The sequence below is a fragment of the Algoriphagus alkaliphilus genome, from assembly GCF_900103735.1.
Lineage (GTDB): Bacteria > Bacteroidota > Bacteroidia > Cytophagales > Cyclobacteriaceae > Algoriphagus > Algoriphagus alkaliphilus.
The window spans coordinates 13,357-38,746 of the sequence record NZ_FMXE01000021.1 but is presented as its reverse complement, the minus strand read 5'-3'; the positions used below and the strand labels follow the sequence as shown (position 1 = coordinate 38,746).

Here is a 25,390-nt window from a genome sequence, read left to right as displayed (position 1 = left end):
AAAAAAACAAAAAACCCTATGAGAAATTATTTACTAAAACTCAAGTCATTGACACTTGCTTTAGCACTTACAATCGGTGCAATCGTAGTTGCCAATGCCCAAACCCGCTCCATCTCTGGTACAGTGATGGACGCAAGACTTGGAGATCCTGTCCCTGGCGCCACGGTTATCGTCAAAGGTACCACCCGAGGTTCTGCGACTGATCTGGATGGAAAGTTTACGATTCCAATTCAGGCAGGAGATCAGGTATTGGTTATTTCCTTTGTCGGATATCTGACACAGGAAATAGAAATCGGCAATCAGAATACTATCACTATCAACTTACAGGAGGACATTCAAAGCCTCCAGGAAGCTGTGGTAATTGGATATGGTTCGCAGGACAAAAAGGAAATTACTTCTGCAGTAGTCGGTGTAAAACCTGAAGACTTCAACCGCGGTAACGTTTCCAACCCTGCTCAATTGCTTCAAGGTAAGGTTGCCGGTCTATCCATTACAAGACCTGGAGGCAATCCAAACAATCCATTCAATGTGCGTCTTAGAGGTCTTTCGACTTTCGGCGCGAATGCTTCTCCACTTATCGTATTGGATGGGGTAATCGGTGCTTCCCTTGAAAACGTGGATCCAAATGACATTCAATCCATCGATGTATTGAAAGATGGTTCCGCTGCGGCTATTTACGGAGCTAGAGGTTCTTCCGGTGTAATTTTGATCACTACCACCAGACAAGGCAAGAAAGAAGGAGCGACTAACGTTACTGTCAATTCCTTCGCAACAATGGATCGGGCAGCAAATTTAATCCCTATACTATCTGCTGAAGAGTTTGTAGCAAGAGGCGGTAATAATTTCGGCAGCAACACAGACTGGAGAAATGAATTGATCGATGATGCATTTTCTTATACCACAAACGCCAGTGTATCCGGTAGCTTTGGAAATTCCAACTACATGGCTTCGGTCAACTACCGGGATAACAATGGTATCGTAAACGGTGTCGGAAATGAAAGACTCAATACGAGATTGAACCTTTCCCAAGGCGCATTGAACAATAAACTGAGATTCAATGTCAATTTATCGTTTACAACCGAAGATCGGGAGTCAATCAATGATGCGGCCTTTCGATATGCGACAATCTACAATCCAACTGCACCGGTGTTTGAAAACACGGAAGATGCCCGAAACAGATTTGGAGGATACTTCCAACGGGATCTGTTTGATTTCTTCAACCCAGTGGCTTTGGCTAGGCAACAAAAATTTGTTAGAGAAGCAAAGACATCCCTGACATCATATCGGGTAGAATATGACATTCTCTCAAATCTTACACTTACTGCACAGTATTCTCAGGATAGAAGAACTGAACTGGATGGAAACTTCTGGTCATTGCAAGACTTTCAAGTTGGGCTTGGGGCTACAGGATCAGCTGAAAGAAACACCTTTGACCGAAAGCAGCGAATCTTTGAGACCACCTTGAGATACGAAACTGACCTTTCCGACAAGTTGAACATGACACTTCTTGGAGGTGCTGGTTTGCAGTACACCACAAACCAAGGTTTCAATGCAAGAGTAAGACAGTATTTGTTTGATTTGGGATGGAATAATCTTGGAGCTGGTGCGATCAGATTGGGGAACAATACCAACGTTTCATCTTTTGCAAATGAAGATCAGCTTAACTCATTATTTGGAAGAGCGAATTTCAACTGGGATAATATGATTTTCTTCTCTGCATCCGTTAGAGCAGAAACTTATTCCGGTTTTGGACCAAAAAACCAAACTGGTGTATTCCCTGCAGTATCTATTGGATCCGACTTTACCCAGGTTTTTGATATGGGCGTTTTCTCTCAGTTTAAGCCCAGAGTATCTTTCGGTGTGACCGGTAACCTTCCTCCTTCTCCTACTTTGGCCTTGGGTGTGTTTGGTAATGGAAACAGAATTGATCTTGACGGGGATCCGCTGACTCAAAATGACATCTTCGTAGGGATTAACCAATTCTCCAACCCAAATCGGGAATTGAAATGGGAAACTAAAAGGGAATTAAACTTCGGTGTTGACTTTGGTTTGTTCAATAATAAAGTAACCGGTAGTGTTGACTACTACACCAGAAATATATCTGACTTGTTATTCAACGTTCCTGTAGCTACGGGTGCCCCAAACCCATTTGATCCTGGAAGATTCAATACTGCAGGTTCGACTTGGGTAAACTTGGCAGATTTAAGAGCTGCAGGTTTTGAATTTTTAGTCTCTGTCAACCAGATCGGTAAAGGTTCATTGAAATGGTCTCCAACATTCAATTTTACCATTTATGACAAAACCTCCATCGAAAGCTTATCAGCCGGTGAATTAGGTTTCGAAGAATTGAGATTTGCCACTCCGGGTTCTCCTGGACAAAACAACAACCCGATTATCTACAACAGAGTAGGTCAGAATTTGGGTGATTTCTACGGTCCTCGTCTGAATGGCTTAACCGAAAGCGGTGAGTACATTCTTTCTACCACTGACCCAAATCAATTCGAAAAGTTGGGAAATGGTCTGCCTAAAGGTGAATTTGGTTTTGCCAACAGCTTTATGTACGGTCAATGGACCCTGAACTTCTTCTTTAGAGGTGCTTGGGGACATGATCTTTACAACTCCTATAGAGGTTTCTATGAAAACGGTGATACCGCCTCAAACACATGGAACTCAGTTGTGACAGATAAGACACCTACAAGTCCTTTGATAAAATCACCGCCGACATTCAATAGTTCATTGGTGGAAGATGCATCGTTTATCCGATTGGACAACGCGGAATTGGGTTATAATTTCCAAACCAAATCTCCAAACTTGAGTTCTTTGAGGGTGTATTTCGCTGCACAGAACTTATTTACAATAACAAACTACACTGGTGTGGATCCTGAAGTAAGAATAAACGACTCTGAAAATAATAATCCGTTTACTTCTGCACTTTCTCCTGGAATCGAACGTAGAAATACTTACTTCCAGACTCGTTCATTCACGTTGGGTGTAACAGTAAACTTTAAATAACCAATCAAATTCTACAGATATGTTAAAATCTATAAGTAAAATCTGTTTGATGCTCCCGTTGGTTTATGCATTGGGCGCATGTCAGGAGCTTGAGCAAGAGGTGTTGGACGGGGTGACAGCTGAGGATATTGCAAACAGCAAAAATCCGAATTTGATAAACGTCCTGAAAGCTTCCGCTTATGCTAGAATAGTAGGTTCTTGGGGCGGTCACAATAGTATTTGGTCTATTTATGAAGTCTCTTCAGATGCAATGGCAATCCCTCAAAAGGGTGCTGACTGGGAAGACGGAGGCCAATGGATCAGAATGCATAGACACACTTGGAACCCTGCTGAGGAATCCTTCAACAACTCCTGGAACTATTGCTTCACGGCAATCGGGGAAATCAACAACCTGTTGATCCAGTTCCCGGATGTGGCAGCCTTGAATTCTGAACTGAAAGTACTGAGAGCCTTGGTTTACCTATGGCTGATTGACTCTTTCGGAAACGTGCCGATTATTGACGAAACTACCAAAGGTGGTAATCCAACAAATAAGACCAGAGCAGAAGTTTTTGCATTCATTGAAAAATCCATAAAGGACAACATCAATGCCTTGCCAAAGGACAACGCAAAATCTACGGTTAATTTCTATACGGCTCAGGCCATGCTTGCCAAGCTTTATTTGAATGCGCAAATTTACACGGGTACTGCCAAATGGGCTGAGGCCGAAGCAGCAGCTGATCAGGTGATCAACAGTGGCAAATACTCCTTGTCCTCAAATTTCTTTGCCAATTTCTCGGAAAGAAACAGCGGCTCGACAGAGAATATTTTGACGCTCCCTTATGATCAGAACAACGCTCCGGGATTCAACTTGCCTCAAATGACCTTACACTACCTAAGTCAGAGAACATACAATTTGCAGGATCAACCCTGGAATGGATATGCATCTTTGGAAGAATTCTATAACAAATTTGATGACAAGGATGTACGTAAAAAGTCATTCCTTGTAGGTCCTCAATTTGCTTCAGATGGCACTAGATTGCTTGATATTTCAGCAGAACCAACTGATCCGGACGGCCCTCCATTGACTTTTACTCCTAATATCAACATGCTTGCTCCTAATGCATTCAGACAAGCCGGTACAAGAGTAGGTAAGTTTGAATTCGCCTTAGGTGCTGCTAACAGCTTGAACAATGATTATCCTTTGATTCGCCTGGGTGATATCATTTTGATCAAAGCTGAAGCTGCATTCCGTCAGGGAAAAACAGCAGCTGCGCTTACTGCAATCAATCAGATCCGAACAAGAGCCAATATGCCTGCTTTCACTACACTCACTTTGGATAATATCTTTGATGAGAGAGGTTTTGAAATGTTTGCAGAGGCAAGCCGAAGAACTGACATGATCCGATTCGGGAAATGGAATCAGCCATGGTGGGAGAAGCCAGCTTCTCAGCCATTCAGAGCATTATTCCCAATCCCTCAAAATCAAATCAACGCTAATCCTGCTTTGAAACAAAATCCGGGTTATTAATCGAGTCTAAATTAAATTTGAAAGGAAGTGTGTTTTGACACACTTCCTTTTTTTTACTTTAAGCCCATGAAGCGAAGAAACATCCTTTTCCTTCTGTTTCTTTTCCTTTACTCCTGCCATCAGGAAGAAAAAAACACTGACCCACTGTTTCGCCTCCTATCGGAGGAAAAAACAGGCATTACATTTAGAAATGACCTCACCTATACCGAAAAAGTAAACCCCTATACGTTTCGGAATTTTTACAACGGTGCCGGTGTAGCACTTGGAGACATCAATAATGACGGGCTGATTGATATGTTTCTTGCAGGCAACCAAACCTCCAGCCGGCTTTACCTCAATCAGGGAAATCTGAAATTCAAAGACATTACAGACCAAGCCGGATTAAACTCCACCGGCTATTGGTCCACAGGAGTAAGCATGGCAGACATCAACGGAGATGGATTGCTGGATATTTATGTTTGCAAATCAGGACCTCCGGGAGGAGAGAAACGCCACAATGAACTGTTCATCAACAATGGCGACCTGACTTTCACCGAAAGTTCCAAAGAATATGGACTTGCCGAAGAAGGCCTGAGCCAGCACGCCGTTTTCTTCGATTTTGACAAAGACGGAGATCTGGATATGTACCTTCTAAGTAATTCGGGGCGGTCTGTGGGGATCTACGACCTCCGTGAAGGACAGCGTGAAATCCGGGATCCCGAGGGTGGAAATAAACTTTTCAGAAATGATAGGACTAAGTTCACTGACATATCCGAAGCAGCAGGAATTTTTGGAAGCAGCATAGGCTATGGACTTGGAGTCACTGTCGCCGATCTGAATGATGACAACTGGCCGGACCTGTATGTATCCAATGATTTTTTTGAGCGGGATTACCTCTATCTCAACAATCAGGATGGAACATTTTCCGAAGTCCTTCCCGAATTGCTCTCCGAAATCAGCATGGGAAGTATGGGGGCAGACATTGCCGATCTGGATAATGACAGCCGTCCGGATATTTTTGTCACAGAAATGCTCCCGAAAGATCTAGCCCGCGTCAAAACCAAAACACCCTTTGAAGATTGGGACAAATACCAGGCAAGCGTAAAAGCCGGATATCATCATCAGTTTACCCGAAACACCCTCCAACGAAATTTGGGATTTCAACCGGGAACTCAAATCCCTGTTTTCTCCGAAGTCAGTCGGATGGCAGGAGTCGAAGCCACAGACTGGAGTTGGGGGGCTTTGATTTTTGACATGGACAATGACGGACTGAAGGATATCTTCGTCGCAAACGGCATTGTAAAAGACCTGACCGATTTTGACTTTGTGGACTTTTATGTCAACAATCAGGAAAAAGTAAAAGGCTACCGGGAAGATTCCGTGCTGTTAACCAAAATGATTGATGCCTTCCCATCTATTGCACAGCGAAATTTCCTGTTCAAAAACTTGGGCAATTGGAATTTTGAAAACCTCTCCCAAAACCTCGGATTGGATCAGCTTACTTTTAGCACCGGGTCGGCTTATGGAGATTTGGACAATGACGGGGATTTGGATTTGGTCATAAACAACCTGAACGAACGGACCTTCATCTATCAAAACACAAGTGCCGATTCAAAAAATGGCAATTATTTAAGCATTGAACTTGGAAATGCGTTTGGATCAAAAGTCACGGCTTTCTCCGGGAAACAAAAATTCTATCAGGAGTACCAACCTGTCAAAGGGTATATGTCATCGGTAGATCCACGGATCCATTTTGGTTTGGGGGAAATTGAGAAATTAGACTCCATTCAGATACTTTGGCCAAGCGGAAAAACAAGAACGCTCAAAAATATCCAAAGCAATCAAACACTCAAACTCTCACCTGGAATCGAGGATAAAATTCAACCAACGTTCCAGCAAGCTCAAAATCAGCCTTTCCTCCAAAGTGAATCAAAGATCCCTTTTCAGCACGAAGAGAGTGATTTTATCGACTTCGATCGTGACCGCTTGCGGTTTTGGATGATCAGTAATGAAGGACCAAAGGCTGCAAAAGCAGACCTGAACGGAGACGGATTGGAGGATCTGTTTATTCCCGGAGCAAAAGGTCAGTCCTCAGTTTTGCTTACCCAAAATTCGAGTGGGAAATTCACCCCACAGCTAGCAGAACTCTTTGCAATGGATGCTATTTCGGAAGATGTCACCGGACATTTTTTTGATGCTGACGGAGATGGCAAACCTGATTTGCTTGTAGGCAGCGGAGGTATCGAGTTTGGAGACTATTCACCTGCCTATGCAGATCGGCTTTACCTCAATGATGGTAAAGGCAACTTTCAGAAATCTCCACAAGCTTTCTCCCCTACCCCTACGGCTTTCATACTTTCCCACGATGTCGATGGAGACGGAGATTTGGATTTGATTGTAGGAAGTCGGGCGATACCCTTTGCCTACGGGATTCCTGCGGGACTTCAGATTTGGGAAAATGATGGAAGGGGAAGTTTCACTGAAATTTCCCGAAATCTAAATCCCGAACTTTCTGAGCTTGGAATGCTGACTTCCGGGGCTTTGGCGGATTTGGATGGAGACGGAGAGTTGGAACTCATTTTTACGGGGGAGTGGATGCCTGTCCGGATTTTCGCATTTCAGGAAAATAAATTACTGGAAAAAACGGCTGAATTTGGTTTTGAAAATACCGCCGGACTTTGGAATTGCCTTTATGTGGCAGATATCAATGGGGACGGAAAACCTGATATTCTTGCCGGCAACCATGGCTTAAACTCCCGACTTCGCACTTCAGAAAGCTCAAAGCTACGCATGCTGATTAATGACTTTGATCAAAATGGAGCCTTGGATCATATCCTTTCCAAGTATGAAGATCAAAAAACAATTCCCTGGGTACTCAAACCAGCTTTACTTCGTCAAATTCCTGTTTTACGAAAGCAACTTTTAACTTATGAATCCTACCAAAATAAGTCCTTGGAAGAACTTTTCCCTGAAGCAGTTTGGGCAAATTCCTTAACTTTGGACGCTGACATTCTGGAAACCAGCCTATGGATAAATGGAGGTCAGGGAAATTTTATCCGTACTGCCTTACCCTCTGAAATTCAATCGTCTCCTGTCCATTCAATCACCTCTATTTCCGCTGATTCACAACTTCCACGATTGCTCTTCGGAGGGAATCAAAGCCGGATCAAACCTGAACTGGGAAGTCAAATGGGAAGTTTTGCATGGGCTCTGAAACCGCTCGGTAACAACCAATGGAAAGCACTTCTGCCGGAGGAAAGCGGCTTGTACGTCAGAGGTGAAATCCGACAGTTCCTCCAAATTATTCTTGAAAACAAACCAAATTTAGTAGTCCTAAGAAACAATGATACGCCACTCGTTTTTGAAATACGTTAGCACGCTGATTTTCGCATCGCTCCTATTCTCCTGCCAATCCGAATATGAAAAGCTGGAAAAGAGAGAACTCTCCTCAGGCAAACAGGTCAATGAACTCTTCTTGGGCTTGAAGCTGGGAATGGATCAGAAAACCTTCTTCGAGACTTGCTGGAAACTAAACAAACAAGGCAAACTTACCAATGGTCCTTCGGAACTTTCAGTGGAATATAGGACTGAATTGGCTTCTGGAAATTCAGCCAAAATGCGTTTCTATCCGAAATTTGAGCAGGATAAAATCTACATGATGCCCGTTGAATTTACTTACGAAGGGTGGGCGCCATGGAATGAGGAGCTAAGTGCGGAAAAACTCCGTGCCGATGTGGTCAAACTCTTTGAAGAATGGTATGGACCGGGATTTATTGAAGTCACCAATGAGGACAAATCCCAAATCGTATTTGTGAAAATGGATGGTAACCGCAGAATCCGGATTTTCAAAAAACATATTTCTATCGTAAGGGCCGAAATATCTGATCTTCCCATCGAGAAAAAATTAAAGGAAAACAGTAATTCATGAGAATCCTATTTCCAAGTCTTTTTCTTCTGAGTTTGCTTTTTTCCTGTTCTGAACAAAAGGAAAAAGAGCCTACGCTCTATCAGGAGATGGATGTTGATTCCACCGGCGTCAACTTCCGCAACGACCTAAATTTCGATGAAAACTTTAATGTTTTTACCTATCGAAACTATTACAACGGTGGAGGAGTAGCCATCGGCGACATCAATAATGACGGACTTGTAGACCTGTATTTCACCGCCAACTTAGGGCCAAACAAACTTTACCTCAATAAGGGCGACTTCAGTTTTGAAGACATTACAGACGGTGCAGGGGTGGCAGGAACCCGCGCCTGGAGTACAGGAGTAGCTATGGCTGATGTCAATGGGGACGGATTTCTCGATATTTACGTGTGCAACTCGGGCGACATCTCCGGTGACAACAAGCAGAATGAGCTATTCATCAATCAGGGCGATGGCACATTTAAGGAAATGGCTGAAGCTTATGGCTTGGCAGATCAGGGATTCTCCACGCACGCGGTTTTTTTCGACTATGACAAGGACGGGGACCTAGATGTCTATCTGCTGAATAATTCCTATCAGGCAATCGGTTCATTTAACAAAATGCAGAACGAGCGGATCAAGCGGGATGCGGTTGGCGGCGACAAACTCTTCCGAAATGACGGAGACAAATTCTCCGACGTATCTGAAGAAGCCGGAATCTATGGTTCCATCATCGGTTTTGGTTTGGGGATCACCATCGGAGATGTAAATCAGGACACATGGCCCGATATTTTTATTTCGAATGACTTTTTTGAAAAGGATTACCTCTATATCAACAATCAGGACGGCACCTTCACAGAATCCATGGAAAGCTCCATGCGCTCGATCAGTGCGGCTTCCATGGGTGCGGACATTGCCGACATCAACGGAGACGGACTATTGGATATCTTTGTCACTGACATGCTTCCCGAGCACCAAACCCGCCTGAAGCAGGTTACAACTTTTGAGAATTGGGATAAATTCCAGTTTAACAAGACCCACAGCTATCATTACCAGTTTTCCCGAAATATGCTCCATCTCAACAACGGAGACGGAACCTTCAGCGAAATCGGCAGACTGGGAAATGTAGAAGCCACCGACTGGAGTTGGGGTGCGCTGATGTTTGACATGGACAATGACGGACTACGGGATATTTTCGTGGCCAATGGCATCTACCAAGACATCACCGACCTGGATTACCTGAATTTCATCGATGATGAGCAGACTAAGCGTAAAATCATCTCTCAGGAAGGTGTCAACTACAAAGCCCTGATCGATCCGATTCCGGTCAATCCCATCCCAAATTATGCCTTTCATAATATGGGCGAACTGAAATTTGAAAACAAGGCGGAGGCTTGGGGACTGGGCAAAGCCATCCACTCCAACGGTGCCGCCTACGGTGACCTCAACAACGACGGCACACTGGATCTGGTCGTGAATAACGTCAATCAACCTGCTCAGATCTTCAGAAATCTGGGGAAAACAATCCATCCAAGTCATCATTCCATCCAATTCCAATTGGTGGGGAAAGGCAAAAATACCCAAGCCATAGGGACGCAAATCCGCATGAAATCAGAAGGGAAAATCTTCTATGTGGAGCAAATGCCCAACCGGGGATTTCAATCCTCAGTAGACCCAAAGATCACCATCGGATTAGGTTCCCTTACTGAGATAGCATCCATTGAAATCCTCTGGCCTGACGGCAAATACACAGAGTTGAAAAATCAGGCCACCGATCAGTTGTTGATAGTGAAGTGGGAAGAAGCAGGAGAATTGCCAGTTGGCAAATCCTTTTTTGAAAAGACTTCAAACCAACAATTCACCAAAGTCGAAAATCCAGGTTTGAAATTCCTTCATGAAGAAAACGCTTTCGTTGACTTTGATCGGGATCGACTGACTTACTTTATGTTTTCCACCGAGGGACCGGCATTTGCCAAAGCAGATGTAAACGGCGACGGCCTGGAGGATCTCTTTTTCGGTGGAGCAAAATCCTTTCCTGCCAAGCTATTCTTGGCAAGCCCTTCGGCCAGCTACACGGAAAGCCCTCAGGATGATTTCCTTGCAGATGCGATTTCTGAGGACACTGATGCTGTTTTCTTTGATGCAGATGGAGACGGGGATTTGGATTTGTTTGTCACCTCGGGAGGCAATGAATCAGGATTTGGATCGCCGGATCTGGCTGACCGGCTTTACCTGAATGATGGAAAAGGAGACTTTCGCAAAATTTCCGGGGGAGGATTCTCTTCAGTAGTTGGAAGCAGCAGCACTGTAAAACTAATCGATATCAACGGCGACGGTGCAGTGGATTTATTTGTCGGAGGAAGACTTATTCCATTCACCTATGGTGCTCCTGCAAGTAGCCAATTGTGGATAAATGACGGCAAAGGCAATTTTACCGAGCAGTCTGCCGCACTGGCTCCGGGATTGAAGGACTTGGGCATGGTGACCGATGCGCAGGTTCTGGACTGGGATGGAAATGGGAAAAATGACCTCGCTGTAGTTGGTGAATGGATGGCTCCCACCTTTTTCAGAAACACCGGAGGAAAGCTGGAAAAAACAGAATTGCCAAATTTGAGTAATCTCAAAGGTTGGTACCGGACGGTCGAAGTCGGGGATTTTGACGGAAATGGATTACCGGATTTGGCCCTTGGTAATCATGGGTTAAATACCAGACTAAAGGCCTCCTCAGCTTCTCCGGTTAGTTTGTATTTGAATGATTTTGATCAAAACGGATCCATTGAGCACCTTTTCACACAAAGGGTCGGTGAGGTGCAGATACCCTATACGCTCAAGCATGAACTCGAAAGACAGGTGCCTGGTATCAAGAAAAAGTACATCCGCTACACAGACTACAACAACAAATCTTTAACTGAAATTTTCCCGAAGGAAATCGTCGATAAATCCATCATCCAGGAAGTCAATAATCTCGAATCAGGAATTCTGCTGAATAAGGGCAATGGGGATTTTGAGTGGAAACCCTTTCCGAGAATAGCCCAGCGATCCTGGATCTTTGCCATCCAGGTTTTGGATGTCGACGGAGACGGAAAGCTGGATTTGATCCTCGGTGGCAACCTTGCACAGGTAAAACCGGAAATCGGGAAGTTTGACGGGAGTTTTGGAGAGGTTTTGCTCGGAAACGGGGACGGAACCTTCAACTTCAGCCCTAACCGCGAAAATGGACTGAAACTGGAGGGCGATGTCAGGGGGTTCTCACTTTTGGGTGACAAGCGGATTTTAGTCATCAAAAACAGCGCAGCAGCTGAGATCTGGAATTACTGATGCAGCATTCAATCGCGAAATTCAGCTGGGTATTTGTAGCCGGAATTTTTCTTTTTTCCTGCAAAAAAGAAGTCTCCACAGAAACCTCAACTCAGTTCAGATTACTTACTCCGGAGCAAACAGGAATCACTTTCCAAAATCAGCTGACTTCAAGTCCGGAAAACAACATTCTGGAATACCTCTATTTCTACAATGGAGGCGGCGTGGCAGCAGGTGACATCAATGGAGACGGATTGACAGATCTGTATTTCACCGGCAACCAAGTCCCCAATAAACTCTACCTCAATAAGGGAAACTTCCAGTTTGAAGACATCACCGAATCAGTTGGAGTCAGCGGAGATGGTGGCTGGTCGACAGGAGTCACGATGGCTGATGTGGATGGGGACGGATTGCTGGATATTTATGTTTGTCAAGTCGGGGGATTGCCGGGAATTGAAGGGAAAAACAAACTCTACCTGAATCTAGGCGAAGGAAAATTCCGTGAAGCAGGGGCTGAATTTGGACTGGATTTCAAAGGCTACAGCACGCATGCCGTATTTTTCGATTACGATCGGGACGGTGACCTGGACATGTACCTGCTCAATCACAACATCAAATCTCCGGAGGTTTTTGCCAAGGCAAGAGTACGGGCCAAAATCGATCCCAGCGGAGACAAACTTTTCAAGAACCTGGCTTCGGAAGGAGAAATCGGTTTTGAAGACGTGACCGAAGTCTCGGGAATCTATTCCAGTATTTTGGGTTTTGGACTGGGTGTCAGCACAGAAGATTTCAACGGGGACGGCTGGCTGGATATTTACGTTTCCAACGATTTTACCGAAAACGATTACCTCTACCTCAACAATCAGGACGGGACTTTCAGGGAGGCTTTAAATGAATTCATGCCCAGTACCAGTCGGTACAGCATGGGCAACGATGCCGCAGACTTGAATGGAGACGGGATGCCGGAAATCTTCACCACCGACATGCTCCCCGAGGATCCGGAAATCTGGATGAAATCCGTAGGGGAAGACAAGGCCGAAGTCTATCAGGTCAAGGAACAATTTGGCTACCAGGATCAATACGTGCGCAATCACCTGCAGCTGAATCGGGGCGAAAATGGGTTTTCGGAAATTGCCCTTTTCGCAGGCGTTCATGCTTCAGACTGGAGTTGGTCGCCCCTGATTTTTGACATGGACAATGACGGGCTGTCCGATATCCATGTCACCAACGGGATCGTGAAGCGACCCAATGACTTGGATTTTATCCAATACAGTCAGGACTCCTATGCGGGCATCTCGATCGAAGAACTGCGGAAAAAGCAGATCGACATGCTTCCAAGCCTCAAAATTTCAAACTTCGCCTGGAAAAATCAGGGGGGTCTACAATTCAAAAACGAAGCAAAATCCTTGGGTTTGGATCAGGAAAGCTATTCCAACGGTTCGCTGTATGCCGATCTGGACAATGACGGAGACCTGGACCTGGTCATCAACAATCTGGATCAGCCTGCTTTTCTCTATCAAAATCAGGCTGAAAAATTCGGAAACAACTTTCTTCGGATTGACTTGAAATCCACAGGGCAAAACATCTTTGGTATCGGCTCCCAGGTGATTCTTTTCTCAGGCACCGAAAAATGGACGCAGCGGATCAGCACCAGCCGTGGTTTTCAGTCCGGTCCTTCCACCACCCTGGTTTTCGGATTGGGGAAAATTACTTCACTGGATTCTGTTCAGGTCAATTGGGCTGATGGAACTTCGGAGATTTTCCCGAAGACTCCCGTAAACCTATCGCTCAAACTCGCTCAAGGTCAGGGTAAGTCCTTTGAGAAATTGACCGAAGCGAATATTTCGAAAGACTCTTTTCCCCAAATCAATTGGACGCATCAGGAAAAAAATGAAGTTGATTTCATCAAGCGTGAATATTTGGCTCCAAAAAGCTATTCCAAAATGGGACCTGCTTTGGCTGTAGCTGATGTAAATGGAGACGGTTTGGACGACTTCTATGTGGGTGGAGCCAAAGACCAGCCCGGAGTCCTTTTCCTTCAAAAGTCAGACGGACATTTTGAGGAAATCCCCAATCCCATGTTTGTCCAATTGGCAAAAGCCGAGGATGTGGTGGCGGAATTTGCCGACTTCAACGGGGATGGTTTTTTGGATTTGTTTATCGGTAGCGGTGGAAATGAGTACGAAAGTAGGGCCTTGTTCAATTTTGATCGAATCTTCTTTGGAGAGGGCAACGGGAATTTCAGATTTTCTATGAATTCCTTACCTCCTATCGGTGAAAACACTTCCTGCATTGCAATTCACGATGTGGATGGAGACGGAGATTTGGATCTTTTTGTAGGAAGTGCTGTCAAAACTGGGGATTACGGAGCCAGCCCGAAAAGCAGCTTGTTGATCAATCAGGGCAATGGACAATTCAGGGATGAAACTCAGCTTTGGCTTGAATCGGGATCGGATTTAGGCATGGTCAACACTGCAAAATGGGCCGATCTGGACGGAGATGGAAAAGCTGAATTGATACTCAGTGGTGATTGGCAGGGCTTGCGGGTATTTGAGCTTTCGCCAGAAAAGAAACTTAGCGAAATCAAACCTCAAGGTCTGGAATTCTCTGCAGGTTGGATCAATACGATCCAAGTCGCTGACCTGAATGGAGATGGTCGATTGGATATCTTGACAGGAAATCTCGGACTCAACAGCAAGCTCAAGGCATCGCTTGAAAAACCGGTTTGGCTCTATCATCATGACTTTGACGGAAACGGGCAGGCAGATCCGCTGATCTTTCATTACATGGGCGACAAACTCGTCCCATTCGCCACGAGGGATGATCTGATCCGACAGATTCCGGGCATCAAGCGCCAGCATAACTCTTACCAAGACTACTCAAAAATCAGAACCCCCGGAGATCTTTTCCCCAAAGAAGAAATCCAAAAAGCAAGAAAGCTCCCTGCCTATGAATTCCGATCCGGAGTTTACTTTCAGGCCGCAGACGGAAGCTTTGAATTTATTCCTTTCCCGTCAGAAGCGCAGTGGAGTCCAATTTTCGCCGTAGAAGTGGATGAGCAGACAGGCACAATTTACCTCGGTGGAAATTCCTCTGACTTCCGAGTCGACCTTGGAAAATCTCTGAACATTGGAATACTGGCATTTAGGTGGGACCAGTCATTATGGTTGGAGGCGGAAAAAATCCGAAATCCGAAACCTGTGTTGAGCGTAGTCGAAGCATCCGAAGTCCGAAATCTGAAATTCCTTAAAACCAACAAAGGGAATCAGCTTCTCGGTGCCCAAAACAATGGTTCACTAGTCTGGATCAAATGAATGGATTTAGGATTTGGAGAAATTAATCGAAAACCTGAAGAGTCCGGAATCCCCTCGGAATAATCCAAGAAGATAAATCTTTAGGCACCGTTAATATCTGTGCCTTTCTGTGTAATCTCTGAGCAAAATAAAATACATTCCACAAAAACCTGAGTAAAATCATTTGGCATTGAATGCCTTATAATTAGCTTTGAACACTCATGTAAGTTGATAAAACCCAATCGCCCGCAAGGGACAATCTATCGTCAACTTAAAAATGAAAACCCTCTATGCGTACCCTTAAATTAATTTGCTCTACACTTGCCTTGGTCAGTGCATTCTCAGCCTGTCAGGAGCCAGTAGATTACTCGCAAGTGATCAGCGATGGGCAGTATTTTCACCAGGCTCAAAACCGGATCACGGAAGTCATCATTCATGACATCTTCTCGCCGCCTGTTGCTGTCAGGATCTATTCCTATGCTTCACTAGCAGCTTATGAAGTAGCTGCAGCAACAGACCCTGCCAGTTACGCCCCGCTTATGGGTCAACTGAACGGTTCGGAAGCTTTGAATCTGTCCATACCTGAGAAAGTCTATCCACCTTTGGCAGCATTGGCAGCTTATTATCACGTAGGAACCGCCCTGATCTTCTCGGAGGAAATGATGAATGAGCACCGGGACAAGGTCTTCAAGGAATTGAAGAAAAAAGGAATCCCAAGTGAGGTATTTGACACCTCAGTAAAATTTGGACAGGAAGTCGGTGAAAAGGTGAAAGACTACTCTAAAAAGGATAACTACCACCAAAGCCGGTCTTTTCCTAAGTACACCGTCGTCAACCAGCCGGGAACTTGGCAGCCTACTCCCCCCGCATACATGGAGGCTGTAGAGCCCCACTGGAACAAAATCCGAACCTTTGTCCTGGACTCTGCTTCACAATTTAGGATCACTCCTCCCCCAGCTTACTCGACAGAACCTAATTCTGAGTTTTATAAGCTGGCCAAAGAAGTCTATGATGCCAAACAAAACGCCACTCCCGAAGAAACAGCGATTGCGATGTTTTGGGATTGCAATCCCTACAAAATGAATGTCAAAGGCCATGTGATGTTTGCAGAGAAAAAGATCACTCCAGGTGGCCATTGGATGGGCATCGCATCTATCGCATCGGCGGCAGCGGAAAAAGACTGGAAAGGGACTGTGGAAGCTTTGGCTATGACAGGAATTTCACTCAATGAAGCATTTATTGCCTGCTGGGATGAGAAATACCGAAGTCGCCTGATCCGCCCGGAGACTTATATCAATCAATTTATCGACGAAGATTGGGTTCCGCTATTGCAGACGCCTCCTTTCCCCGAACATACCTCGGGACATAGTGTGGCTTCGACAGCAGCGGCTTTTACTTTAACCCAACTTTTCGGAGATGAGCTGCATATCGTAGACAGTACCGAAGAGGCCTATGGACTTCCCATTCGAGAGTTTAGGAACTTTTCACAGGCTGCGGCAGAAGCTGCCATCAGCAGATTTTATGGTGGAATTCATTTTATGCCAGCCATCACGGAAGGAACCAAGCAAGGACAGAAAGTCGGGGAACTGATCTGGAGTAAAATCTCGACCAAGCCGGATCGGGTGGCGATGTTAGAAAGACGCTAGATATTAGAGACAAGATTTTAGACAAGGAAATCAAAAAGCCAAAATTAGCGAGAAACTAGAGAATCCCGAGGCGTGAGTTTCGGGATTTTTTTTCTCATTTTTTTAACCATTAAGAAGATTAAGAGCATTTAGCCCTAAAGCTAGGCGCTTCATTTTGCACTTTTAATTCAACTCATAATGCCTTGAGCTGTACCGAAGATTTGATCTCCAAAACTTAATTTTCTTAATTCCCTTAATGGTTAAAAGCCATTACTTAACATTAAGCTCAAATTCAAGCACGAAAACCACCGCCGTAGGATTGGCTAGCATTGCTTTTTCCAATGCTGAACCTCCAAATGCCAATGACCCCAAAAAGGCCAATCCAATGATTAATTTTTCATTTCAAGTGCCGTGCGTGAAGACACGAACGGCGGCTTTAGATTTTATTAAAAAGCTTTTGGCCAAAAACGGCTTCATCCTGAAGCTGAAACTAATCTAATGGCTTAGTCCCCGAAATGTAAGATCTAGTTTAGAAATTTATTTGTAAAATACTTGGACGGCGTTTTTTTTTTTTTTTGAACGGTCACTTTTACGCAATTATCTTAATCAATTCTGTCAAATGCAGAAGGTTTGCTGTGAAAAGCTTTAGTTTTTCTCTGTGTTCACAATTAGGTTGGTATAGAGAACAACCCCTGAGAATCTTTAAATCAATATTTCCATTTCCCAAAACTCTCCATTGTAAAATCGCTTTCCTGAATGAAATTTATTGTGTTGCGCTGGCACATGCATTCTAGTTCCTAATCAGCATTTTGCGCCAGCGCGGGGAATGGTGGAAACGCTCAAATCCAGGGGTTAAAACCCCTGGCTATTACATTTGGCCCCTACAGGGCTTTGTGGTGAAAAAACAAAAAATTTTAGCTGTTTGGCCGTGCCCTTGAAAAAAGTCATCTGTTTCGGGGATTCCTGAAGTTTATTATCAAGTTCACCCAAGCCTACATTTAATCTTCCTTTGCGTGCTTTGCGATGAAAAATATAAAGCTTTAGCTTTTCCTCCATGCCCTTGAATAAAGTAACCCGAAGTGAAAAAGTATTAAGTTCCAATAACAAAAACCAATCTCCTTCTTCTCCCCTCAGTGTTTTCTGTGGTAAAACTTCTTTACGGTAAAAAAGAAATTTATTGATACAGCTTCTTATCCAGAATATACTCCTCCACCTTATCCGGTAGCAGGTATTTCACCGAGTGACCTTCCTGAATTGACTTGCGGATAAAAGTCGCCGAGATATCCAAAAGCGGGGCCTCGATGGTTTTGATTTTGGGATGTACAAAACCCTTTGTTTCCCTAGGTCGGGGATAGACAAAAATCTCATAATTGTCCAAGATCGCCTGATGGTTTTTCCACTTTTGGAAGTGGGTCAGATTATCCGAGCCCAGAAAAAGGCAAAACTGATGCTGTGGATATTGGTCGCTGAGGTAGGTTAGTGTATCGACGGTATAGCTGGGCCGGGGCATCCGAAACTCCACATCGCTGACCCGAAAGTGAAAATGATCCGCTATCGCCAATTCTACCATTCGCAGGCGATCAAACTCATGGATCAGGGCTTGTTGCTTTTTGAATGGATTCTGTGGACTGACCACAAACCAGACTTCATCCAAGTCAGTGCGATCGTACAATACATTTGCGATGATCAGGTGTCCGACGTGGATTGGATTGAAGCTTCCGAAATACAGTCCAACCTTCATTTTTATTTTGCCAAAAATTCCGATACCAATGCTACCGCCTCCTGCGAGGATCGATCAAAGTCATCGTTGAGAATACTCACATCAAACTGAGGCTCAAACATGGCTTCAAACTGCGCTTTGTACAATCTTCTGGACAGGGATTCTTCGGATTCAGTTCCCCGGTCGTTCAGCCTGGTTTTCAGCACTTCCAGTGAGGGCACTTTGACAAAAATAGCCAGTGCCTGCGGCCCAAAGTATTTTTTGAGTGCCAAGCCGCCTTTCACATCCACATCAAAAATGACTGCTTTACCATTGTCCCAGATGCGTTGTACTTCTTCTTTGAGGGTTCCGTAAAAATTCCCCTCGTAGACTTCTTCCCATTCCACAAAGGCATCTTTGTCTATCTTATTTTTGAATTCATCGATACTTAAAAAGTAGTAATCTCTGCCGTGAACTTCATGTCTGCCTCTTTTGTCACGGGTACATGCCGAGATAGAAAATCCAAGATTAGGTACATGCTGTATCAGGTGCTTGACCAGGGAGGTTTTTCCTGATCCCGACGGGGCTGAGAAAATAATTGCTTTGCCTTGGGTTTTGCTCATTTGCTCTCCTGAATCATCTGGCGTATAGACCTAGCCAGTTCCGTTGGGACAGCTTGTTTGGTGCATTTTGTCTTCAGTACGTCCCGAATCGCCTGTTCCAAATGAAAGTGCTCAAAGCAAGGCTGGCATTTTGCCAACTTTTCCTTCATCAGTTCCTGGCCCGTTTCACCCATCTCGCCGTCCAATATGCTTTCGAGCAACTGAAAACACTTGGTTACATCACTGCACGCCAGCTTTCGCTCATCGCCTGATTGATCGTTTATTTCCATGAGTAATCGTTTTAATCCTCCTCTTCTTCGTTCGTATTGTAGCCCATAGACTGAGCGTACCCTTTCAGTTGTTCTTTCAAAAGATTCCTGGCGCGATGCAGCCTGGATCTTACCGTCCCAATGGGGATGTCCAGGATCTTGGCCATCTCCTCATAAGTAAAGCCTTCCAGATCTGCCAGAATGATCACCGTACGGAAATCAACAGCCAGTGCATTAAGTGCATTGGAGATCTCATCCCCGAGCATATCCTTGACAGATTCAGCCCGGAGATCAGAAGTACTTTGGTAGTCAACATCATCCGAGTTGTAGAAAGTTTCCACCTCCTGATAATCTACCTTCGTTGGTTGCTTGCTTTTTTTCCGGTACTCATTGATAAAGCTGTTTTTCAGAATTCTGAAAAGCCATGCTTTGGCATTCGTTCCCTTCTCAAAAGAATTGATAAACCGGAAGGCCTTCATGTAAGTATCCTGCACGAGATCCTTGGCATCATCCTCGTCAAAGGTGAGTCGAAAAGCAAAATTGTACATGGAATCTATGTGTGGCATAAACTCCCCATCAAAGATGGCCGTTTTCTCTTCTTGAGAATATTTTCTGCGCTGTACTTCAGACATAAGGTTCAAAAGTAATGAAAGCCCAATTTATAACCAGAATTTAAACCGAAAGTCGGCTGAATTAATTTATTTTGTTGCTGAATTGACTCCAAGTTCGGAGCAAACCTCCCCATCAACAAAGGTATTTGTTATGTTTTTCTTTAGGCTGCTGTCCTATTTGCCGCTTTCGATGTTGTACTTGTTTTCAGATCTGATCTATCTGATCGCCCGATACCTGCTCAGCTACCGCAAAAATGTAATCGACGAAAACCTGAAATTTGCTTTTCCCGAAAAATCCGAAGAAGAACGAAAGCAAATCCGTAATCTATTTTACCGAAATTTCACGGATGCCTTTTTTGCTGAAACAATCAAAATGCTGAGCATTTCTGAAAAAGAACTCAGTCAACGATTCCATGTAGTAAATCAGGAAATCATCGATGCAGAAGTCGAAAAAGGCAAAAGTGCCCTCATGATGGCCGGACATGTATTCAATTGGGAAATGGCGATTTTGGGCGTGGCACTCAATACCAAAGTAACAGCCGAAACGGTTTATCTCAAGTTAAACAATCCCTTCTTCAACCAGCTTATGTTGGAGATTCGGACACATTTTGGCGGGGTGATGACCGAGAAAAGGGACTTTCGGAAAAGCATGATCACCATGCGAAGTCAGCCGAGAATCGTACATTTGGCAGCGGATCAACGACCTCCCGGTTCGGAAAAGCGCTACCAGCGGGATTTTCTCAACCGACCGGCTTATTTCTTCGAAGGCGGAGAATTTATGGCCAAAAAGATGGAATTACCCGTTTTCTTCGGTACCATGACCAAATTGAAACGGGGACATTACCGATTTGAATTCGCGAAAGTTGCCGAGCCTCCTTACGATTCACATGAAGCCCACAGCATCACAGACGAATTTTGCCGTAGGCTTGAAGAAAACATCAGAAACCAACCTGACCTTTATCTCTGGAGTCATAAGCGGTGGAAAATGTGAGTTGGAAGGTTAGGAAGTTTGGAGGTTTGGAGGTTGGAAGTCAGGATGTGAAAAATAGCAAAAGCCTGATTTATGCTTTACCTCCACACTAAATATAAGCTCATAAATCCTAATTCTTAAACTTGTACTGAGCGAAGTCGAAGCATCGTACATTAAAAAATTACCACTAACACTAGATAATAGGATCTTACCTCTTGATACTAAAATCTAGCTACTTGATACTTAAAAATGGATTACCTCAAGGAACTGAATCCCCCGCAACTTCAGGCGGTGCAACATACTGATGGTCCGGTGATGATCATTGCAGGTGCCGGCTCGGGTAAAACCCGGGTTCTGACTTACCGCATTGCACACCTGATCTATGCCAAAGGAATCGATCCTTTCAATATTCTCTCCCTGACTTTCACCAACAAAGCCGCTGCGGAAATGAAGCATCGCATCGAGATGCTGGTTGGGCTCGAGGCCAGAAATACCTGGATGGGGACTTTTCACTCCGTTTTTGCGAAAATCCTCCGTGTCGAAGCCGGTAAAATCGGCTACCCTTCCAACTTTACGATCTATGACAGCGACGACTCCAAATCCCTCATTCGCACCCTCGTCAAAGAGATGCGAATCGACGACAAAGTGTACAAGCCGAGTGTGGTACTTTCCCGAATCTCGGGCGCTAAAAACCGCCTCATTTCCTGGCAAGCCTATCAGGATGACCCATATGTCAAAGCAGACGACGAAGCAGCCATGAAACCTCATATGGGGGCTATCTACGAGAAATACCAAAAGCGACTCTTCAAATCGGGCGCCATGGACTTTGACGATCTGCTCTTCAACACCAATGTCCTGTTTAGGGATCATTTGGACGTGTTGAATAAATACCAGCAGCGCTTCAAATATGTGATGGTGGATGAGTTTCAGGACACCAATATTTCCCAATACCTGATCACCAAAAAACTCGCTGCTGTCCACCAAAACATCTGTGTAGTGGGCGATGACGCACAGAGTATTTATGCTTTTCGCGGAGCGGATATCCAGAATATTCTGAATTTCGAAAAGGACTACCCGGACCTTTTTGTGGTCAAACTGGAGCAAAACTATCGGTCCACCAAGACCATCGTCGAAGCGGCCAATTCCATTATTGACAAGAATAAAGCACAGCTCAAAAAGCTCGTCTGGACCTCCAATCCCGAAGGCGAACTGATCGAGCTGATCAAAGCAACATCGGATGGAGAGGAGGGACGGATCGTGGCCAACACGATTTTTGAGGAGAAAAACAATAAAAAGCTCAACAACAGTGACTTTGCGATTCTCTATCGGACCAACTCCCAGTCCAGATCGATGGAAGAAGCACTGCGCAAAATGAACCTGACCTACAAAATCGTGGGAGGTCTTTCATTTTACCAGCGGAAGGAAATCAAAGACTTGATGGCTTACATGCGCTTCACCGTGAACCCGGTGGACGAGGAAGCCTTCAAGCGCGTAATCAATTATCCCAAACGGGGAATCGGGGATACTTCCGTGGAGAAGATCCTTGTTGCCGCTTACGATCATGATATCCCGCTTTGGGAGGTTGTAAAAAACGCCCACAGTTTTCTGCCCGGCAGAGCGGGAAGTTCGGTAGATGATTTTGCCACGATGATCAAGGCATTCCAAATCGAAGTCGAGCGAAAAGACGCATTTGAAGTGGCCAGCAGCATCGCCAAGCAGAGTGGTTTGCTGCGGGAGCTCTACGAAGACAAAACCATAGAAGGGCTCAATCGATACGAAAACGTCCAGGAATTGCTGAATGCAATCAAAGAATACGTGGACAACCCTGAAAATGAGGACAAAAGCTTGGGCTCATTCCTTCAGGAAATTGCCCTGCTTACCGACAATGATCAGGACAAGGACAAAACCGATGCGATCACCCTGATGACTATCCATTCTTCCAAGGGCTTGGAGTTTAGACAGGTATTTGTAGTCGGAATGGAAGAAGATCTCTTTCCTTCGCAAATGATGATGCAAAGCCGCGAAGATCTGGAGGAAGAGCGGCGCTTATTTTACGTTGCGACTACCCGGGCGATGGACAAATTGTATTTGACCTATGCTTTGTCCCGTTATCGTTTTGGGCGATTACTCAACTGTGAACCGAGCAGATTCCTGGAAGAAGTGGACCAAAACATGATCAAGGTAAACAAGCGTATGTCCTCCAAGGATATGCCGGGGGCGCTTCGCAAGGAAGGTTTACCCGGAGCAGGAGGATTTGTGGGAATCAAAAGGCAACCCGAATCCAGACAACCCTCACAACTGAAAATTCATACCCCATCTCCTGATTTTAAGCCCTCAAATACCAACAATCTGAAAGCAGCCCAATTGGTAGAGCACCCGAAATTTGGTTTTGGAAAAGTTCAAAAAATTGAAACAGAAGGACTTAACAAAAAGGCAACGATTCAATTTGAGCATTTTGGTGAGAAAACTTTATTGCTTAGCTTTGCCAAGCTCAGAATCATAGACTAATCACTTGCCTTCCTGCCTTTTGGTGATTTTTTGTTACCTTTTGAATGGCAATAAACGGGAAGCAACATGGAGCACACCGAACCTGAAAAACAACGACTTATTTTGAAAGAATACGGCAAAAACATTCAACGCCTGGTAGATCATGTCACCGCGATTGAAGACCGTGAAAAGCGCACTCAGAGTGCCTACACTGTCATCGAAATCATCAAACAGCTCAATCCAACCTGGAAGCAGGAAAATGATCAGAAGCTTTGGGATGACATCTACATCATGTCGGACTTCAAACTCGATGTGGATGGCCCTTTTCCGATGCCGGAAAAAGAGCTTCTAGGCAAAAAACCACAGCCCATCGGATACCCCAAAGGTGAGGTGAAGTTTAAGCACTATGGCAGAAATATCGAAAAACTGATCGAACAAGCCATAGAGATTGAGAATGATGACGATCAGGAATCTGCAATCATCTACATCGGCGAATTAATGCGTTCCTTCCACTCTACCTGGAACAGGGAGAACTTCGATGATGGGATTATCCTTGACGACATCAAAACGCTGTCAAAAGGGAGACTTCATATCGATCTGGAAAAAGTAAGGGAGAATGCCCTCTTCGAATCCAATACTAGGAGAGACTTCAAAATTCCTCATATCGAGGCTGAACCTCAGAAAAAGAAGTTCAACCATCCCAAAAAGCCCAGAAGCAACGGCCACAATAATAAAAAGCGCAGAAATTAATGGCATCATTTCGAGTCACCGGTGGTACCCGACTAAAAGGTGAAATCACCCCTCAGGGAGCAAAAAATGAGGCACTTCAAATTCTTTGCGCAGTCCTGCTCACTCCCGAAAAAATCACTGTCAACAAAATCCCAAACATCCGTGACGCAAACAAGCTCATCGAGCTGCTTGCCGATATGGGAGTCAAAATCAAGCAACTGAGTCCTGAGTCCTATAGTTTCCAGGCAGACGAGGTCAACTTGGATTACCTGGAAACGGAAGATTTCCTGACCAAGGCATCCGCACTTCGAGGCTCGGTGATGATACTGGGTCCGCTTTTGGGGAGATTCGGAAAAGGCAAACTATCCAAGCCGGGAGGAGATAAGATCGGCCGAAGAAGAATGGATACCCACTTTTTTGGCTTTCAAAAGCTCGGGGCAGAATTCCACTACGATGCCAAAAATGAGATTTTTCACATCGATGGAAAAAAACTCAAGGGTACCTACATGCTTTTGGATGAGGCTTCGGTCACCGGCACGGCCAATATCTTGATGGCAGCAGTGCTAGCCGAAGGCAAAACCACTATTTACAATGCAGCCTGCGAGCCATACCTTCAGCAGCTTTGTGACATGCTCAACCGTATGGGGGCAAAAATCACAGGAGTCGGCTCAAATTTGCTGACTATTGAGGGTGTCAAAAAACTTGGCGGTACAACGCACACCATGCTTCCGGATATGATCGAGATCGGTTCGTTCATCGGAATGGCAGCAATGACTCAGTCCGAGATCACCATCAAAGACTGTCAAATTGAGCGCTTGGGAATTATTCCGGAGACATTCAAGCGAATGGGCATCCATTTGGAATTTCGAGGCGATGACATTTTCGTTCCTGCACAAAAGCACTACGAGATTGAAACATTCATCGACGGGTCGATCTTGACCGTTGCCGATCAGATTTGGCCCGGATTTACGCCGGATTTGCTTTCGATCATCTTGGTGACAGCCACTCAGGCAAAAGGGACTGTTTTGGTTCACCAGAAGATGTTTGAATCCCGTTTATTCTTTGTGGACAAGTTGATCGACATGGGGGCACAGATCATCCTTTGTGATCCGCATCGGGCCACCGTGATCGGATTGGACCGAAAGTATCCACTTCGGGGTATTCGAATGACTTCACCGGATATCCGTGCGGGAGTGGCACTGCTCATAGCTGCCATGTCTGCTAATGGGGTTTCTGTCATTGACAATATCGAGCAGATTGATCGAGGGTATCAAAACATTGACGTTCGGCTAAATGCCTTAGGCGCAAAAATCGAACGAATTGCATAATTCAATTGGGAGCTTTTGACTCCCAATTTCTTTTTTAATTATGGCTGGACTCAGAGAAACAAACACCGATCAT

At 44.8% G+C, this 25,390-nt stretch carries 16 protein-coding genes; 11 read left to right on the top strand and 5 right to left on the bottom strand.

Going from position 1 to position 25,390, the window contains the following annotated elements; translation table 11 throughout:
* Positions 1-18: 18 nt before the first annotated feature.
* The 7 genes from BLQ81_RS14280 to BLQ81_RS14250 all read left to right on the top strand — a co-directional run bounded on the left by BLQ81_RS14280 (position 19) and on the right by BLQ81_RS14250 (position 16,643).
* Positions 19-3,012 carry a SusC/RagA family TonB-linked outer membrane protein gene (locus BLQ81_RS14280; RefSeq protein ID WP_092731173.1) on the top strand — a complete coding sequence of 998 codons (2,994 nt, stop codon included), beginning with the start codon at positions 19-21 and terminating at the stop codon, positions 3,010-3,012.
* 19 nt (positions 3,013-3,031) lie between these two features.
* Positions 3,032-4,522, top strand: coding sequence for a RagB/SusD family nutrient uptake outer membrane protein (locus tag BLQ81_RS14275; protein WP_092731171.1), 1,491 nt, complete (start codon positions 3,032-3,034; stop codon positions 4,520-4,522).
* 66 nt (positions 4,523-4,588) lie between these two features.
* Positions 4,589-7,876, top strand: a complete 3,288-nt coding sequence (locus BLQ81_RS14270) for a VCBS repeat-containing protein (protein ID WP_092731169.1) — start codon at positions 4,589-4,591, stop codon at positions 7,874-7,876.
* Positions 7,863-8,429, top strand: a complete 567-nt coding sequence (locus BLQ81_RS14265; protein WP_245693274.1) for a hypothetical protein — start codon at positions 7,863-7,865, stop codon at positions 8,427-8,429. Before BLQ81_RS14270 ends, BLQ81_RS14265 begins: the two co-directional genes overlap by 14 nt.
* Positions 8,426-11,725, top strand: a complete 3,300-nt coding sequence (locus tag BLQ81_RS14260) for a VCBS repeat-containing protein (protein WP_092731165.1) — start codon at positions 8,426-8,428, stop codon at positions 11,723-11,725. Before BLQ81_RS14265 ends, BLQ81_RS14260 begins: the two co-directional genes overlap by 4 nt.
* Positions 11,725-15,018 (top strand): VCBS repeat-containing protein, encoded by a 3,294-nt coding sequence (locus tag BLQ81_RS14255; RefSeq protein WP_092731163.1) that lies wholly within the window; start codon positions 11,725-11,727, stop codon positions 15,016-15,018. The genes BLQ81_RS14260 and BLQ81_RS14255 overlap by 1 nt, the downstream gene beginning before the upstream one ends.
* A gap of 269 nt (positions 15,019-15,287) precedes the next feature.
* Positions 15,288-16,643, top strand: a complete 1,356-nt coding sequence (locus tag BLQ81_RS14250) for a vanadium-dependent haloperoxidase (protein WP_092731162.1) — start codon at positions 15,288-15,290, stop codon at positions 16,641-16,643.
* An 831-nt stretch (positions 16,644-17,474) separates the two neighbouring features.
* Here the strand turns inward: BLQ81_RS14250 and BLQ81_RS14240 are convergent.
* From BLQ81_RS14240 to BLQ81_RS14220, 5 genes are all read right to left on the bottom strand, one after another.
* Positions 17,475-17,678, bottom strand: a complete 204-nt coding sequence (locus tag BLQ81_RS14240) for a hypothetical protein (protein ID WP_092731158.1) — start codon at positions 17,676-17,678, stop codon at positions 17,475-17,477.
* A 118-nt stretch (positions 17,679-17,796) separates the two neighbouring features.
* Positions 17,797-18,363 (bottom strand): nicotinate (nicotinamide) nucleotide adenylyltransferase, encoded by a 567-nt coding sequence (gene nadD / locus BLQ81_RS14235; protein ID WP_092731156.1) that lies wholly within the window; start codon positions 18,361-18,363, stop codon positions 17,797-17,799.
* Between the two features lie 2 nt (positions 18,364-18,365).
* Entirely contained in the window at positions 18,366-18,944 is a 579-nt protein-coding gene (gene gmk, locus BLQ81_RS14230) for a guanylate kinase (RefSeq protein ID WP_092731154.1), read from the bottom strand.
* A complete protein-coding gene (locus BLQ81_RS14225; RefSeq protein ID WP_092731152.1) occupies positions 18,941-19,213 on the bottom strand; it encodes a mycothiol system anti-sigma-R factor in 273 nt (90 codons plus the stop codon). The genes gmk and BLQ81_RS14225 overlap by 4 nt, the downstream gene beginning before the upstream one ends.
* Before the next feature lie 11 nt (positions 19,214-19,224).
* Entirely contained in the window at positions 19,225-19,824 is a 600-nt protein-coding gene (locus tag BLQ81_RS14220) for a sigma-70 family RNA polymerase sigma factor (RefSeq protein ID WP_092731150.1), read from the bottom strand.
* A gap of 82 nt (positions 19,825-19,906) precedes the next feature.
* Here BLQ81_RS14220 and BLQ81_RS14215 point away from each other — a divergent pair, with 82 nt between their 5' ends.
* The 4 genes from BLQ81_RS14215 (at position 19,907) to murA (ending at position 25,317) form a co-directional block, all read left to right on the top strand.
* A complete protein-coding gene (locus BLQ81_RS14215) occupies positions 19,907-20,794 on the top strand; it encodes a lysophospholipid acyltransferase family protein (RefSeq protein ID WP_262481061.1) in 888 nt (295 codons plus the stop codon).
* 228 nt (positions 20,795-21,022) lie between these two features.
* Positions 21,023-23,281, top strand: a complete 2,259-nt coding sequence (locus tag BLQ81_RS14210; protein WP_092731146.1) for an ATP-dependent helicase — start codon at positions 21,023-21,025, stop codon at positions 23,279-23,281.
* A gap of 66 nt (positions 23,282-23,347) precedes the next feature.
* The gene (locus tag BLQ81_RS14205) at positions 23,348-24,010 is read left to right on the top strand and encodes a DUF4290 domain-containing protein (protein WP_092731144.1); all 663 of its coding nucleotides are present in this window, start codon (positions 23,348-23,350) and stop codon (positions 24,008-24,010) included.
* The gene (murA, locus tag BLQ81_RS14200) at positions 24,010-25,317 is read left to right on the top strand and encodes a UDP-N-acetylglucosamine 1-carboxyvinyltransferase (protein WP_092731142.1); all 1,308 of its coding nucleotides are present in this window, start codon (positions 24,010-24,012) and stop codon (positions 25,315-25,317) included. Before BLQ81_RS14205 ends, murA begins: the two co-directional genes overlap by 1 nt.
* Positions 25,318-25,390 lie beyond the last annotated feature (73 nt).

Coding starts and splice junctions, on each gene's coding strand:
- BLQ81_RS14280 (WP_092731173.1), top strand. CDS start 19: ATGAGAAATTATTTACTAAAACTCAAGTCATTGACACTTGCTTTAGCA.
- BLQ81_RS14275 (WP_092731171.1), top strand. CDS start 3,032: ATGTTAAAATCTATAAGTAAAATCTGTTTGATGCTCCCGTTGGTTTAT.
- BLQ81_RS14270 (WP_092731169.1), top strand. CDS start 4,589: ATGAAGCGAAGAAACATCCTTTTCCTTCTGTTTCTTTTCCTTTACTCC.
- BLQ81_RS14260 (WP_092731165.1), top strand. CDS start 8,426: ATGAGAATCCTATTTCCAAGTCTTTTTCTTCTGAGTTTGCTTTTTTCC.
- BLQ81_RS14255 (WP_092731163.1), top strand. CDS start 11,725: ATGCAGCATTCAATCGCGAAATTCAGCTGGGTATTTGTAGCCGGAATT.
- BLQ81_RS14250 (WP_092731162.1), top strand. CDS start 15,288: ATGCGTACCCTTAAATTAATTTGCTCTACACTTGCCTTGGTCAGTGCA.
- BLQ81_RS14240 (WP_092731158.1), bottom strand. CDS start 17,678: ATGGAGGAAAAGCTAAAGCTTTATATTTTTCATCGCAAAGCACGCAAA.
- nadD (WP_092731156.1), bottom strand. CDS start 18,363: ATGAAGGTTGGACTGTATTTCGGAAGCTTCAATCCAATCCACGTCGGA.
- gmk (WP_092731154.1), bottom strand. CDS start 18,944: ATGAGCAAAACCCAAGGCAAAGCAATTATTTTCTCAGCCCCGTCGGGA.
- BLQ81_RS14225 (WP_092731152.1), bottom strand. CDS start 19,213: ATGGAAATAAACGATCAATCAGGCGATGAGCGAAAGCTGGCGTGCAGT.
- BLQ81_RS14220 (WP_092731150.1), bottom strand. CDS start 19,824: ATGTCTGAAGTACAGCGCAGAAAATATTCTCAAGAAGAGAAAACGGCC.
- BLQ81_RS14210 (WP_092731146.1), top strand. CDS start 21,023: ATGGATTACCTCAAGGAACTGAATCCCCCGCAACTTCAGGCGGTGCAA.
- BLQ81_RS14205 (WP_092731144.1), top strand. CDS start 23,348: ATGGAGCACACCGAACCTGAAAAACAACGACTTATTTTGAAAGAATAC.
- murA (WP_092731142.1), top strand. CDS start 24,010: ATGGCATCATTTCGAGTCACCGGTGGTACCCGACTAAAAGGTGAAATC.